This window comes from Phenylobacterium sp. (genome assembly GCF_036677185.1).
GTDB lineage: Bacteria > Pseudomonadota > Alphaproteobacteria > Caulobacterales > Caulobacteraceae > Phenylobacterium.
The window spans coordinates 68,882-82,891 of the sequence record NZ_JAKFEN010000020.1 but is presented as its reverse complement, the minus strand read 5'-3'; the positions used below and the strand labels follow the sequence as shown (position 1 = coordinate 82,891).

At 68.2% G+C, this 14,010-nt stretch carries 15 protein-coding genes; 13 read left to right on the top strand and 2 right to left on the bottom strand.

All coding sequences use genetic code 11. The features are described 5' to 3' along the window. Nucleotides 1-85: 85 nt before the first annotated feature. Nucleotides 86-1,699 (top strand): hypothetical protein, encoded by a 1,614-nt coding sequence (locus V6M51_RS10965; RefSeq protein WP_332767112.1) that lies wholly within the window; start codon nt 86-88, stop codon nt 1,697-1,699. Here the strand turns inward: V6M51_RS10965 and V6M51_RS10960 are convergent. Continuing rightward, entirely contained in the window at nt 1,605-2,915 is a 1,311-nt protein-coding gene (locus V6M51_RS10960) for a hypothetical protein (protein WP_332767111.1), read from the bottom strand. The two genes, V6M51_RS10965 and V6M51_RS10960, sit on opposite strands and share 95 nt — an antisense overlap. A gap of 572 nt (nt 2,916-3,487) precedes the next feature. On the opposite strand from V6M51_RS10960, the gene V6M51_RS10955 reads away from it, so the two are divergent. From V6M51_RS10955 to V6M51_RS10900, 12 genes are all read left to right on the top strand, one after another. Beyond that, nucleotides 3,488-3,655, top strand: a complete 168-nt coding sequence (locus V6M51_RS10955; RefSeq protein WP_332767110.1) for a Flp family type IVb pilin — start codon at nt 3,488-3,490, stop codon at nt 3,653-3,655. A gap of 88 nt (nt 3,656-3,743) precedes the next feature. Next, on the top strand, nt 3,744-3,911 hold the full coding sequence (locus V6M51_RS10950; protein ID WP_332767109.1) for a Flp family type IVb pilin: 168 nt from the start codon (nt 3,744-3,746) through the stop codon (nt 3,909-3,911). Between the two features lie 153 nt (nt 3,912-4,064). Then, a complete protein-coding gene (gene cpaB, locus V6M51_RS10945; protein ID WP_332767108.1) occupies nt 4,065-4,922 on the top strand; it encodes a Flp pilus assembly protein CpaB in 858 nt (285 codons plus the stop codon). A 60-nt stretch (nt 4,923-4,982) separates the two neighbouring features. Then, the gene (locus V6M51_RS10940) at nt 4,983-6,428 is read left to right on the top strand and encodes a type II and III secretion system protein family protein (protein ID WP_332767107.1); all 1,446 of its coding nucleotides are present in this window, start codon (nt 4,983-4,985) and stop codon (nt 6,426-6,428) included. Nucleotides 6,429-6,438: 10 nt separating this feature from the next. After that, nucleotides 6,439-6,741, top strand: a complete 303-nt coding sequence (locus V6M51_RS10935; protein WP_332767106.1) for a hypothetical protein — start codon at nt 6,439-6,441, stop codon at nt 6,739-6,741. 80 nt (nt 6,742-6,821) lie between these two features. Further along, nucleotides 6,822-8,045 carry an AAA family ATPase gene (locus V6M51_RS10930; RefSeq protein ID WP_332767104.1) on the top strand — a complete coding sequence of 408 codons (1,224 nt, stop codon included), beginning with the start codon at nt 6,822-6,824 and terminating at the stop codon, nt 8,043-8,045. A 1-nt stretch (nt 8,046) separates the two neighbouring features. Beyond that, on the top strand, nt 8,047-9,384 hold the full coding sequence (locus V6M51_RS10925) for a CpaF family protein (RefSeq protein ID WP_332767102.1): 1,338 nt from the start codon (nt 8,047-8,049) through the stop codon (nt 9,382-9,384). 2 nt (nt 9,385-9,386) lie between these two features. Then, the gene (locus tag V6M51_RS10920) at nt 9,387-10,367 is read left to right on the top strand and encodes a type II secretion system F family protein (RefSeq protein WP_332767100.1); all 981 of its coding nucleotides are present in this window, start codon (nt 9,387-9,389) and stop codon (nt 10,365-10,367) included. Between the two features lie 11 nt (nt 10,368-10,378). Beyond that, a complete protein-coding gene (locus tag V6M51_RS10915; protein WP_332767098.1) occupies nt 10,379-11,332 on the top strand; it encodes a type II secretion system F family protein in 954 nt (317 codons plus the stop codon). Beyond that, entirely contained in the window at nt 11,332-12,210 is an 879-nt protein-coding gene (locus V6M51_RS10910) for a tetratricopeptide repeat protein (protein WP_332767096.1), read from the top strand. The genes V6M51_RS10915 and V6M51_RS10910 overlap by 1 nt, the downstream gene beginning before the upstream one ends. Continuing rightward, nucleotides 12,210-13,124: a tetratricopeptide repeat protein gene (locus V6M51_RS10905; RefSeq protein ID WP_332767094.1), complete on the top strand. Its 915-nt coding sequence runs from the start codon at nt 12,210-12,212 to the stop codon at nt 13,122-13,124. Before V6M51_RS10910 ends, V6M51_RS10905 begins: the two co-directional genes overlap by 1 nt. Further along, entirely contained in the window at nt 13,121-13,624 is a 504-nt protein-coding gene (locus V6M51_RS10900; protein WP_332767092.1) for an A24 family peptidase, read from the top strand. Before V6M51_RS10905 ends, V6M51_RS10900 begins: the two co-directional genes overlap by 4 nt. Here V6M51_RS10900 and V6M51_RS10895 read toward each other — a convergent pair. Then, nucleotides 13,621-14,010, bottom strand: coding sequence for a TadE/TadG family type IV pilus assembly protein (locus tag V6M51_RS10895; RefSeq protein WP_332767090.1), 390 nt, complete (start codon nt 14,008-14,010; stop codon nt 13,621-13,623). The two genes, V6M51_RS10900 and V6M51_RS10895, sit on opposite strands and share 4 nt — an antisense overlap.

The following is a 14,010-nucleotide window of genomic DNA, read 5'->3' as shown; positions in this document are numbered from 1 at the left end:
GACAACAGGCCTTCAAGAACTGTCATCGCGCCCTGTTCATCCCCTCAGGTCATCGTTAGCGTGACATTAAGCGGCGCAAGGCGTGATGAGCCCGCTCCGTCGCTTCATCGACAAAGGTCCGGCGGCCCGCATGGTCGAAACCCCAGCCAACGACACCTTGAGACCGGGCCTCGTCGATCGTCTCTTCTCCTGGCTGTTCTCCGGCGTCGCAGGCCCACGGCTGGTGGCGGTCTGCGGCCTCGCCGCCTTCGTCGCGGTGCTCTCGGTCGGTAAGATCTTCGACGACGGCGACACCTACTGGCACCTGGCGACCGGCGACTGGATCCTGCGCCATCGGGCGATCCCGACCACCGACCCCTTTTCCTACACCTTCGCCGGCGCCCCTTGGCAGGCGCACGAGTGGCTGTCCGAGGTGCTGATGGCCCTGGTCTTCCGGGCCGGCGGCTGGAGCGGCCTGGCCCTGCTGTTCGCCGGCGCGGTCGGCGCCACGGCCCTGATCGTCGCGGCCTATCTGCGCCGATGGCTGGCGCCCGGGCCGCTGATGCTGGCTCTCGGCTTCGCGCTGGCCTGCGGCGCGCCCAGCCTGCTGGCGCGGCCCCACCTCTTGGCCCTGCCGATCCTGGCCGCCTGGGTCGCGGGCCTGATCGTGGCCCGGGAGCAAGGCGGCGCGCCTCCCTGGCGCCTGCTGCCCCTGATGCTGGTCTGGGCCAATCTGCATGGCAGCTTCGTCCTCGGCCTGGCGCTGATCGGTCCCTTCGCCCTGGAGGCCCTGGTCGAGAATCGCCACCGGCTCTGGGCGGCCTTGCGGGACTGGGGCCTGTTCTCGGTCGCCGCCCTGGCCCTGGCCCTGGTCACGCCGCATGGGATCGAAGGCCTGATCTTCCCGCTCGAAGTCACCGGCATGACCAGCCTGCCGATCATCGTGGAATGGCGCAGCGCCGACTTCGGCAAGCTCAGCGTCTTCGAGATCGCCCTGCTGGAGGTGCTGTTTCTCTGCCTCTGGCGCGGCGTCCAGGTTCCCGTCGTACGGTTGCTGCTGTTGCTGGGCCTGCTGCACATGGCGCTGCAGCACATCCGCCACCAGGCGACCTTCGCCCTGGTCGCCGCCCTGCTGCTGGCCCAGCCCCTGGCCCGCGCCAAGAGCCGGCCCCTGGAGCCTGAGCCGCGCGCCCCCAACGACCGCCGCGCGGTGGCCTTCGTGGCGGTCGCCCTGGGCCTCGTGGTCATCGGCCTCAGCGCCGAGCGGCTGGCCTCGACCACGACGCGCGTCGATGGGGTGAACAGCCCGATCTCCGCCCTGGCGGCGGTCCCGCCCGACCTGGCGCGCCGGCCGGTGTTCAACGAGTACGGCTTCGGCGGCTACCTGATCTTCAAGGGCGTCCGCCCCTATGTGGACGGCCGCGCCGACATGTACGGCGACGCCTTCATGCACCTCTATTCCCGCCTGACCCGGCCCGACGCCGCGGGCCTGAAGGCGGAGCTCGAGGCGCGCGAGGTGGATTGGACGATCCTGCAGCCCACCAACCCCGCCGTAGGTGTGCTGGACGAGCTCCCCGGCTGGCGGCGGCTGCACGCCGACCGTTTCGCGGTGGTGCACTCGAGGATCAACCGCGGAGCGTCGGGCTTTGCGCCGGGCGCTGGCGGGATCGCCAAGCCATCGCCGTCGTCATCGCCAGCAGCAGCGCCGCCAGCAGACTGATCCACCCGCCGACCACGGTCTCGCGCACGGGTTCGGGGCCCAAGGTTGGCCGCGCCGCCTGGCTCAAATCGGGTGTCCGGGACTCCGCTGTGACGTTGGTGAACTTTGAGCCGGCGGGCAGGTATTCTGGGGCATCGGGCAGTTCGCGCTCAATGTACGCCGGAAAGGGCTCGTTCAAACTGTTGACGGCGACGTTGACGACACGCGCATAGGCTGGCGCGCTCAGGGCGATCGCCATCGCGACAGCCACGATCGACAGTCGTGGCGACAGCGCGGCCGCGGTGACGGCGGCGAACTCGGCGACCACGAGCATTCGCCAGGGAAACTGAACTTGTTTCAGGGGCGGAAGCTCCCAGACGATCGGGATCAGAGCCAGGCTCATCGCGGCGCAAACCACCGTGACGCCCAGCCAGAACCGGGACCTGCCGATTGCCAGGGCGACAGGCGCCAGGGCCAGCGGAACCACCCATAGCGCCGCGCTGGCCCCCCATGGCGCCCAGTTGGCGGGCTGATAGGAGGGCGAGAACATCACGGCCGTGGAAATGTGGTCTTGCAGGGTGAGCGCCGGCAGCAGGTAGATCGCGCTCAGGCCCAAGCCCAGCGCACCTGAAACCGCGTAGGCCTTCAGGTGTTCGCGCCTGGCGATCACCATTGGCAGGATCAGGCCGAGGCTGGTCAGGAGCGCCACCGGCAAGTGGGTCATGACCAGACCCGCGAACGAGACCGCCAAGAGCGGCGTGGCCCAGCGGCGAGGCTGGGCCTCGATGGCGAGTGCGATCAGCGGGAGCCAAGCGAACGAAACGAACTCGGCCATGGCGGCGCGCTGGTACCAGTCGGCCATGTGGTAGGGGGCGGCCATGTAGAGCAACGCCCAGAGCGGATTAGCGCCCTTGAACCTAAGCCATGCGGCCATCGACAGGCCGGAGGCCAGCAGCGCCAGCAGGGCGGCTCCGGCGATGGCCTGCAGCGTCGTCAATCCGGCGAGCTGAAGCAGCCCCGACACATAGAAGGCGATCGGCGGATAGAAGTAGAAGGTCGGACTGCCCAGGCCCTCGAAGGATCCGGGAAGCCAGCGCGGATACATGACGCCCTGTCCAAGGGCCTCTCCGAACTGTTTGGTCCAGACATAGTTGTAGACGGCCGAGTCGATCGGCGCGGGTCCCCAGATTAAGGTAGGGAGCATCAGCAGCCCCGCCAGCGCCGCCACGGCCGCCATTGCTAAGCGCATGTCTTCCCCCGCCCCCCAGCCCGCCCCTTGATACTCGCGTCAGGCCCAGTCTCGGGCCATTGGTACGTCGACGGTCATTGTCCGCGCCAGCCTCGAATTCACGCCCACCGGGTGGCCCTGCGGGTGACGACGCCGTTTTACGGGGTCGCGAGTGTTTCCTTGCGGATACAGTCTTCAATTGCGAAAAAAACTTGGCTGCGACCAATAGTCTCAATGTTAAAGAATATTAAGAACAGCTTCCGCACACCTTATCCGTGTGGGATTTCGGACGCCAAATGCTGGTTAACGATTGACTAGCTTGGGAGATTCAATTTCGGAAGCGTCGCCACGCGGACACCTGAATTCCCGCAATGAGGACTCTGGGCGCGCGCCTTCAATTCGCGTGCCAAGTATTCCTTTCCTAACGGATTCTCCAACATCAAGGTTAACGCATAAGATTTCGATTTACAGTTTCTTAACGAAGGTTCTAACTGGAGCAAGAGACGGCGGGGGCTGCTCGCATCCCACAGCCGTCTAACGGCGCCATCTGGCGCTCGGTTAGCATCAACGGGGGTTTGCTTATGTCCAAGTTCGTTTCCTTCTTCAAAGACGAGTCCGGCGCCTCGGCCGCTGAATACGCGCTCATCCTCGCCATCGTCGGCGTGGGCATCGTGGCCGCCGCCGGCGTGCTGCGTGACTCCATCGCCACGGCGATGAACAAAGCGTCGTCGACCATCACCGCTTCGTAGTCGCAGCGACGTGCGCGTCCTCGCGGCGTCAATCGACGGATCACGCGCGGCTTCGTGAGAAGCCGCAACCGGTCCCTTGGAGGTTTCCATGACCAAGTTTGTTTCGTTCTTCAAAGACGAATCGGGCGCTTCAGCGGCTGAGTACGCCTTGATCCTCGCCATCGTGGGCGTTGGCATCGTCGCCGCGACCGGCGTCCTGCGGGACTCCATCGCCACGGCGATGAACACCGCGTCCTCGTCCATCACGGCGTCTTGAGCCTTCGGGACACTGGAGCAGCCGCGGCTTAGCGCCGCGACTACTCCAGGGCGCCCAACCTATTAACTAAAGCTGCGCTTAAGTCGCATCGAGTAAAGCTTCTCGAAGATCGCGAACCCAACAAGCGAGCTTCAATACGGGCGGTCTTACAACATGCCTATACGTACGCTTGCAACTCTCGTAGTCGCGATACTTCTGGGTCTTGTCGCGGTGGCCCTGGCCAATGTGTGGCTCAGCCGTCAGCGCAACGTAGATGCATCGACCGTGTCGCTCGCCGGAACCGTTCCGGTGGTCGTCGCCGCCCAGCCCATCGAGCGGGGCGTCGCGCTGCAACCCGCCGCCCTCAAGGTCGTCCGCTTCCCCCAAGCGGCCGCACCCGCGGGGGCGCTCTCCACCATCGAAGAAGCCAGCGCCGGCGGTCAACGCCTGGCGCTGCGCGCGATCGTGATCAACGAACCGATCCTGGCGACCAAGATCACCGCCCCCGGCGGCAAGGTGAACCTGTCCGCCGCCATGACGCCGGGCATGCGCGCGGTGACCTTCCGCGCCAACGACGTGGCCGGGGTCGCCGGCTTCGTGCTTCCGGGCGACCGGGTCGATGTCCTGGTGACCCGCGACGTGGGCGCCCAGGGCGGCAAAACCGGGTCGACCTTCGTCACTCAGATCCTGGCCGACAATCTCAAGGTGCTCGGGGTCGACCAACTCGACGACGACACCACCACCAAGCCCGTCGTGGTGAAGGCGATCACCCTCGAGGTCACGCCCGCCCAGGCCCAGGTCATCTCCCTGGCGCAAGCGGTCGGAACGGTCTCGCTCGCCCTCCGCCAGGTCGGCGATCAGGCGGCGGTCGACAAGCGGGTGACCACGGTCGCCGATCTCGGCGGTCGGGGCGCCTCGCCGATGGTGCTGCGGACAGCTGCGCCACGCCGCGCCGCGCGACCCGCGACGCCCGGCCTGCGCGTGAATGTCACCCGCGGCGTGATCACCTCGGACTACGCGGTGTCGCGCTGACTTAGAGAACAAGACCGCATGAGCCCTGTGGGGCGCGGCGCTTAGAATAGGGGTAGGGGCGTGAACATCGAGACGATCAAATCGAAGGGCTCCCTCGGCGCGACGTGGCGTCTGGTGCGGGCGCTCCTATTGGCCGCGGCGCTCTACGCGCCCTCGGCGCCCGCCATGGCCCAGGCCGTGGGCGGCGGCTACGAACTGGTGGTTCCGGCCGGCAAGTCCGAGGTCCTGGAGGCCCCGACCTACACCGACCTGATGATCGCCAATCCGGAGATCGCCGATGTGCTGCCCCTGTCGACCCACTCGGTCTATGTGGTCGGCAAGAAGATGGGCTCGACCGTCCTCAGCATCTACGGGCCGGGCAAGCGGCTGATCTCCTCGATCAACGTGGTGGTGTCGGCCGACGTCGGCGGGCTGAAGAGCCGGCTGCATGAGGTGATGCCCGAAGAGAACGGCGTCAATGTCAGCGCCGCCAACGAATCCATCGTCCTCTCCGGCCGCGCCAGCAGCGGGCCCAAGGTGGCGCAGATGGTGGCCTTGGCCGAGACCTACGCCCCGGGCAAGGTGGTCAACATGCTCTCCGTCCAGGGCGTGCAGCAGGTCATGCTGTCGGTGCGCTTCGTGGAGATGGAGCGCTCGATCGCCAAGCAGCTGCGGGTCAACACCAGTTCGCCGTCCAACGGCGCGCCCGGCCGGCCGTTCTCCTCGCAAGCCGGGGAACCCTACGTGGCCACCGGCGACTCCCTCAAGGGCGGCAGTTTCGACGGCTTCGGGGTCTTCCAGGCGCTGATCCGCTCGGGCGACGTCAATCTCGACATCCTGTTCGACGCCCTCGAGACCAAGGGCCTGGTCAAGACCCTGGCCGAGCCGACCCTGGTGGCCATGTCCGGCGACACCGCCACCTTCCTGGCCGGCGGCGAGTTCCCGATCCCCATCGCCCAGAACACCCAGGGCGGCGAGCGGACCATCACCGTCGAGTTCAAGGAGTTCGGCATCTCGCTCGGCTTCACGCCCACGGTGCTGGATGACGGGGTGATCAACCTGATCGTGGCGCCGGAGGTGTCGTCCATCGACCCCACCGCATCGATCACCGCGGGCGACCTGACGATCCCGGGGCTCAAGGTGCGCCGCGCCAGGACGACGATCGAGCTTCGGGACGGCGAATCCTTCACGATCGCCGGCCTGCTCAAGGACGAATATCGCAGCGACATCCGCCAGTACCCGTTCATCGGCGACCTTCCGGTGATCGGCGCCTTGTTCCGCTCGACCGGCTACCAGAAGAACCAGACGGAGCTGGTGTTGGTCGTCACGCCGCACCTGGCCACGCCGACCCGCGGTCGCGCGGCGACCCCGGGCGACCGGTTCGTCCCGCCGTCCGATTTCGAGCTGTTCGTCTTCGGCGCCCAGCGCGCGTCGCTCAAGGCCCGCACGCCCGAGGAACGCGCCCTGATGTCGGTGGATCCGGCCAAGGGCGGGCTCGAAGGCGGCTACGGCCACGTGCTGCACTAGGAACATGTCCATGACCCTTCGCACATCCACCACCATCGCCCTGGTCTTCGCCGCTCTCGCGCTCGGGGCTTGCGTCTCGGCCCAAGGGAACCTCTCGCCCGACTACGGCCAGAGCGTGAAGCAGAACCTGGCCGCCCAGGTCGCCGACCCCGAAGCCAGCTATCGGCGCGACACGCCGCCGGCCGCCGCCGGCGCGCGCACCAACCTGGCCCAGGACCGCTACAACAAGGGCAAGGTCCTCCAGCCGGCGGCGGCGAGCGCGAGCCGTGTCGGAATCAGTGGCGCCGGCGCGCCCGGCGCGCCGCCGACATGATAGACGCCAACAAGGATTTCATAGCGCGAGCAAGGGCGGCCCCCGCGCCCATCCGCTCGGATTAGGTTTCGGAGTATCTAGTGGCCCTGTTCAGTCGCATATCCGCCGCGCGGGAACCGACGAGAGAAGTCGCCGATCCACGGGAACGGTTGGTGCGGCTGGCCTATGACGTCGCGGCCTTCGACGGCCGGGCGCCCTCCGAGACCCTGAAATCCCAGTTTCCCCAAGTGCTGTTCGAGCCCGGGACCGGCGAGGGCTTCCGTGCGACCCTGGACCGCGTGGACGTGGTGATCGCCGCGGCGGACGGCGCCAAGCCCCACGAGATCGATCGGCTCTGCGCGGAGCTGCGCGGCTGCGAGCGGCGCGGCCGGGTCGTGGTGTTCCTCACCCACCCCGACGTGGAGACCACCCGGCGCATCGTGCGCGAAGGGGCCGGCGACGTCCTGCTTTCGCCGATCTCCGAGCCGGCGCTGGCCGCCACCTTGGAACGCATCCTGGCCGCCATGGGCCGCCCCGAGAGCACCGGCGGCGCCCCGCGCGGCCACGTGGTGTCGCTGCTGAAGGCCGGCGGCGGCGTCGGCGCCACCGCCATCGCCGCGCAGGCCGCCGCCATGGTCGCGGAGAACGGCAAGGGCCAGCGCGTCTGCCTGGTCGACCTGGACGTCCAGTCCGGCATGGCGGCGGTCTATCTCGATGTGACCGACTCCATCACCATGGCCGAGGTCCTGGCGGCCGAGGGCAGCCCCTCCGAGATCGGCTTCGCCGCCGGCCTGGTCCCGCACGCCAGCGGCGTGAGGGTCCTGGCCGCGCCGCACGTCTTCATGCCGCTCGAGGCGATCACCATGGAGGTGGTCGACGGTCTGATCATCGCCCTGCGCCGCGACTTCGACCTTGTCCTTCTGGACCTGCCGAGCGCCTGGACGGCCTGGACCAATCGCGCGCTGCGCCAGTCCGATCAGATCATCATGGTGACCAACCTCTCGGTGCCGCACGCCCACCTGACCCACCGCCAGCTCGACCTGCTCGTCTCCCAGGGCCTCACCCACGTGCCGGTGACCATGGTGTGCAACCGCTGTGGCGGCGACGCGCCCGCCATGATCTCGAAACGGGCCGTGGAGCAGGCGATCGGCCGACCCTTCGACGTCCTGATCCCCGAAGATCGCAAGCTCATGGGCGAGGCCGTGAACCAGGGCTCCGCGATCTCCGCGATCCGCAGGGGCACGAAGCTCGAGAAGGCCTTGCGCCAGCTCGTCGGCGAGATCAGCGCCGTACGGACGGCCAAGTCCAGCATGGGTGGGACCTGACATGGGCTATTGGAACGAAGACCTGCAGGCGGCCAACGATCGGAGCGCGCGGCCGACCACGGCGGCCACCGAGGCGCTAGACCTGCGCGTGCGCCTGCATCAGCGCCTCCTGGACATGCTCAACCTGTCTGTCCTCGACCAGACCCCGCGCGACGCCTTGAAGCTCGAGATCCGCCGCTCGGTCTTGGGTCTGCTCAGCGAGGAAAAGCGCCTGCTGACCCCGGCCCAGACCGATCAGCTGGTGGAAGAGCTGCTCGACGAACTCCTTGGCCTCGGCCCGCTGGAGCCGCTGCTCAAGGACCCGTCGATCACCGACATCCTGATCAACACCCACGAGATGGTCTATGTGGAGCGCGCCGGGCGCCTGGAGCGCTCCGATGTCCGCTTCCAGGACACCCGCCACCTGCTTCGGATCATCAACAAGATCGTCGCCGCGGTCGGACGCCGGGTCGATGAGTCCCAGCCGATGGTCGACGCGCGCCTCGCCGACGGCTCCCGCGTCAACGCAATCATCCCGCCCCTGGCCGTGGACGGACCGCTGGTCTCGATCCGGAAGTTCGCCGCGATCCCGATCAACATGGACAAGCTCATCGAGTTCGGCAGCGTCACGGCCGAGATGGCCAGGGTGCTGCGCGCCATCGTGGAAGGTCGCCGCAATGTGCTGATCTCCGGCGGCACCGGCTCGGGCAAGACGACGCTGCTCAATGCGCTCTCGGCGTTCATCGATCCCATGGAGCGGATCGTTACCATCGAGGATTCCGCGGAACTGCAGCTCCAGCAGCCCCACGTCGGCCGCCTGGAGACCCGGCCGGCCAACATGGAGGGTCGCGGCGAGGTCACCCAGCGCGAACTGGTCAAGAACTCCCTGCGGATGCGACCCGACCGGATCATCGTCGGCGAAGTCCGGGCCGGCGAAGCGTTCGACATGCTGCAGGCCATGAACACCGGCCACGACGGTTCGATGACCACCGTGCACGCCAACACGCCCCGCGACGCACTCTCGCGGGTCGAGCAGATGATCGGCATGGCCGGGCTGGAAATCTCGCCGCGGTCCATTCGCGGCCAGCTCGCCGCGGCGGTGAACGTGGTCATCCAGGTCGAGCGGTCGGAGGACGGTCGTCGGAGGGTCGTGTCGGTCTCCGAAATCGTCGGGATGGAGGAAGACGTGATCTCCATGCAGGAGATCTTCCGCTTCCGCCGTCGCGGGCGCGGCGGCAAGGGCGAGGTGGTCGGGGACTACGAGGCCACCGGCGTGCGGCCGAAATTCATCGAGGTGCTGCACATGCGCGGCATCGATCTGCCGCTCGACATCTTCGCGCCCGGCCGGGTGTCGATCTGACCATGCAAAACCTCATCCTTCCCATCACCCTGGTCTTCGCCTTCGTGGCGACCGTGCTGGCCATTCAGGCCGGCGCCACGATGATGTTCGCCTCGAGGGCGCGCCGTAAGCGCGTCAACAGGCGGCTGACCCTGTTGGAGTCGGGGGTGCCGGCCAAGCAGGTCTATGAGAGCCTGGTGCGCCGGCAATCGACCTCCGGGCTGGGCGGAATCGGCGGGCGGCTCTTCGACCGCGCCGGCCGCTATCTGGGCCAGGCGGGCCTTACCATCAGCCCCTTGCGGCTGCTGGCCTACGCCGGCGGCGCGGTGGCCGGGCTCTGGATGCTCTCCACCTTCGTGCTCGGTGCGCGCAGCCTACAGGACACGCTGACCGCCCTGGTCGCCGCGACCATGCTGGTGTCGGCGGCGGTCTGGGTCTGGGTGTCGCGCCAGCACGCTCAGCGAAAGAAGCTCCTGGAGGAACAGCTTCCGCTGGCCCTCGACATCATCATCCGCGCCATCCGCGCCGGCCACCCAGTCGTATCGGCCGTGCACCTGGTCACCCAGGAGATGGGCGACCCGATCGGTTCGGAGTTCGGGCTCATCGTTGACGAGACCACCTACGGGTTCGAGTTCCGTGAAGCCCTGGCCAATTTCGCCCGCCGGACGGGATCGGAGGACGCGCACTTCTTCGCCGTCAGCGTCGGAATCCAGTCCGAGACCGGCGGCAACCTGGCCGAAATCCTCGCCAACCTGACCAATGTCATCCGCGGCCGCATCACCCTGGGCAAGCGCGTCCAGGCCTTGGCGAGCGAGGGCCGGATGTCGGCGGTGGTGCTCAGCCTGCTGCCGCTGTTCCTGATCTCGTTCGTCGGCCTGACCCAGCCGGCCTTCTACACGTCCAAGTTCGCCGACCCGATCTTCTGGCCTGTCGTGACCCTGACGATGATCCTCTACGCGATCGGTCAGGTCGTCATGCATCGCATCGTCAACTTCAAGTACTAGGAGGGCTGGCCATGACGAACATCACGGAAATCCTGGTGCTCATCGGCGTCTTCCTGGCCGCGGTCGCTTCGTCCTACTGGCTGCTCTATCGGCTGGAATCGACGTTCCTGATCAATCGCCGGCTGCGCAAGGCGCCCAGCAGCGGGATGGGCGCGGGCCACGCCTCATCGGTGATCAAGGACAACAGGGTCTCGAACCGGTTGCTGGCCTGGATCCAGTCCTCGACGTCCCTGAGCGACGACGTAGATCGCCGCAAGATGAGCGATCTGCTCTTCCGCGCCGGCTTCGAGAGCCCGTCGGCGCCGATCTGGTTCTTCATCGCCCGCTTCGGCCTGGGCATTGGCCTGCCGATGATGTTCCTGGCCGGCCAGATGCTGAGCGCCGCGCCCTATGGGACGACCAAGTTGGCGATCTTCGCGGTGGTCCTGTGCGGCGCGGGCCTCATCGCGCCCCGGGCGATCGTGGACCGGATGGCGGAATCACGCCGCGAGCAGCTGCAGCAGCAGTTTCCCGACGCCCTGGACCTCATGGTCGTCTGCATCGAGGCCGGTCTCGGCATGGAGGCGGCCTTCGTGCGGGTCGGACAGGAGGTGACGGAGTCCCATCCCCGCATCGCCCGCGAATTCGGCGTCCTGTCGCAGGAGCTCCGCGCCGGGCGCACCCGGGTGGAGGCGCTGCGGAGCCTGGGCGAGCGGACGGACGTGCCGGCGATCCGGTCCTTCTCGGCCTTGCTGATCCAGACCGACTCCCTGGGGACCAGCATCGGCCAGACCATGCGCACCTATTCCCAGGAGATGCGCCAGGACCGCCTGCTCAAGGCCGAGGAGAAGGCGATGCGCATTCCGGTGCTCATGACCATCCCGCTGGTGGCCTGCATCCTCCCGGTGGTGGTCACCGCCCTCCTGCTTCCGGGAATGATCGACATGGTTCGCGAAGGGCTGCCGGCCTTGAAGGGGACGGGCTGATGACCAGGAAACTCGCACGCGCCGTCGCGGTGGCCGCGCCGCTGATGGCCATGGCGCTGGGCGGCTGCGCAACGGTCGGAAACCTCGTGAGCCGGTTGTCCGGCCACAGGCCGGCCCCGCAGCTCCAGGCCCGCGCCGCGCCGACCGGAGCCTCCGAGCACCCGATGACCTTGCCGGCCGACCGTCTGTACAAGGCCGCCGCCCAGAGCATCCAGGAGCGAGACTATGCCGAGGCCCTGGACATCCTTCAGATCGCACGCGAACGCACGCCGGGCGACGCGCGGGTCCTGAACGCCCTTGGCGTGGTCTATGACAAGCTCGGCCGCTTCGACCTGAGCGAGCGCTACTACACCCTGGCCGCCCGCGCCGAGCCGGACTCGCCGATCGTCGCCGCCAACCTGCGCTATTCAGCCTTGCTCCAGGCCGCTCAGCGGACACCGGCGCCCCTGCTCGCCCAGGCCGCGCCGCCGGCGCCGGTGCGTCTGGCCGATCTGGGCACGACGGACGAGGCTCGGACCCAGCCCTCGACGCCGCCCCTGATCCGGCGCGTCATCCCCGTCGGCGTGGTCCAGCGGGCGACCCCGGCCCTCGCCGGCGGGCGGTTGATCCTTGTGAACGCAAGCGGCCGCGCCCTGACCCCGACTCGACTCTACCTAGCCGGCGCGGGCTGGACCCTGGCCCAGGCCGACGAGACCGCGGCGCCGCAGGACCGCTCCGAGATCCGGTTCGACGCGCAGATCGAGCCGGTGGCTCGAGCGCTGGCACGAACCTTGCCGTTCAAGGTGACAATGGCGGCCTGCGCCTCGGCCTGCCCGTTCCAGCTGGTGCTGGGCCGGGATGCGCCGCCAGCGCTGGCGCCCACAGGAGGACGTTCCTAATGGCAGGCTTCAAGTCGACGGCGAAACTGGCGGCCATGGCGTTCGCGGCCCTGGCCGTGGCGTCCGCCGGTACGCCGGCCGCAGCCGGCTTCTTCAAGCCCGGCAAGGCCGCCCAGGCGACCGCCAACCTGGACATCGCCACCAGCGAGTTCGATCGCGCCATGCAGGAGCAGCGCCTCGTGGACGCCGGACGGATCCTCGACGGGGCCCTGGTCGTTGCGCCAACCGACCCGCGACTGATGTTGCGATCAGGCGAACTGCACCTGGCGCGGGGACGGTTCGAAGAGGCGGCCCGCAGCTTCGCCCTGGCTGAAGCCGCCCCGGCGCTGAACGCCCAGGCGCTGCAGGGCCGCGGCGTCGCCCTCGCCCAGCTTGGCCGTTCGGACGAGGCCGTCGCCACCTTGCGTCGCGCGGTCGCCGGCGACCCCACCCTCTGGCGCGCCTGGAACGCCCTGGGCGTCGAGAGCGACCGCCGCCGGGACTGGGCAACCGCCGAAGCCGCCTACGCGAAGGCCATCGCCACCCCGTCGGTGGACGAGATCGTCTACAATAACCGCGGCTATTCGCGCCTGCTCCAGGGCCGCTATCCGGAGGCCTCGGCCGACTTCGTCGCCGCCTTGGATCGCGACCCGACGCTCACAGCGGCGCGGATGAATCTGAGGCTTTCCCTGGCGCTGCAGGGCGACTACGCCCGGGCGACGGCGGTGGGCGACAAGGACCAGAAGGCCGGCGTGCTCAACAATGCCGGGTTCGCCGCGGTGCTGCGGGGCGATCTGGAGGACGCCCAGCGCCTGTTCGAACAGGCCATCGACAACCGTGGCAGCACCTATGGCCGCGCCTATCACAATCTGGAACTGGTCAAGGCCATGAAAGCCGGCCAACCGGACATCGCGCCGGGTCCCGCCAAGCCATGATCGCCGACGCGCTGCCCTGGGTGACGCCTGCGGTTTTCGCGGCCATGCTGGCGGTCGCCGCGGTGATGGACATCCTGCATCGGCGGATTCCGAACTGGACGGTGGCCGTCCTGATCGTCACCTATCTCGCGGCGGTCGCCGCCGGGCTCGCGCCATCGCCGCTACTCTCGGGACTCGGCGCGGCGGCCATCACCTTCGCGGTCACCTACCTGCTATATCATTTCAATATCTTTGGAGCCGGCGACGCCAAGCTGTTCTCGGCGGCGGCCCTGTTCGCCGGCTTGGCGAACCTGGGGACGCTCGCCCTGCTCACCGCCCTGTTCGGCGGCGCGATCGCCTTGGGCTTCCTGCTCCTGCGGCCGGACAGGGCCATGCGCGCCCTGACCACGCGGGGCCGGTCCTCGGGCGAGAAGTCAGGCATCCCCTACGGCGTGGCGATCGCCCTGGGCGCCATCACGACCGGCGCCGTCACCCCCGGGTTCCTTCCGCCGATCGGCTAGGTCGGGAAGCAGGCCGTCGCGTTGAGCGGCACGGCCAGAGTCATCAGGCCGGTTCGCAGCGAGAAGGTGCCCGAGCCGCTGACCTGGTAACCGCAGGCCTGGGCCGCCGCCGGCGTGAAGGTCAGGGATGTCAGGCCGGGACCGCTATACCGGCTCGTGGCGTAAGTGATGGTGGTCGCCGAGTCGCTGCAGACCGTCGTCTTCACCGCGGCGCATCGCGCGGCGTCCTCGACCGCGAAGTGGAGGCTCGAGGCCGCCTGCAGCATGAAGGTCAGGTAGACGGTGCCGATGGTCAGCAGCAGCAGCAGCGGCAGGACCAGCACGAACTCGGCCGCGCTGGCGCCGCCCTCATTCGACAAGAATTCCCTGGCGCGACGCATGGTCAT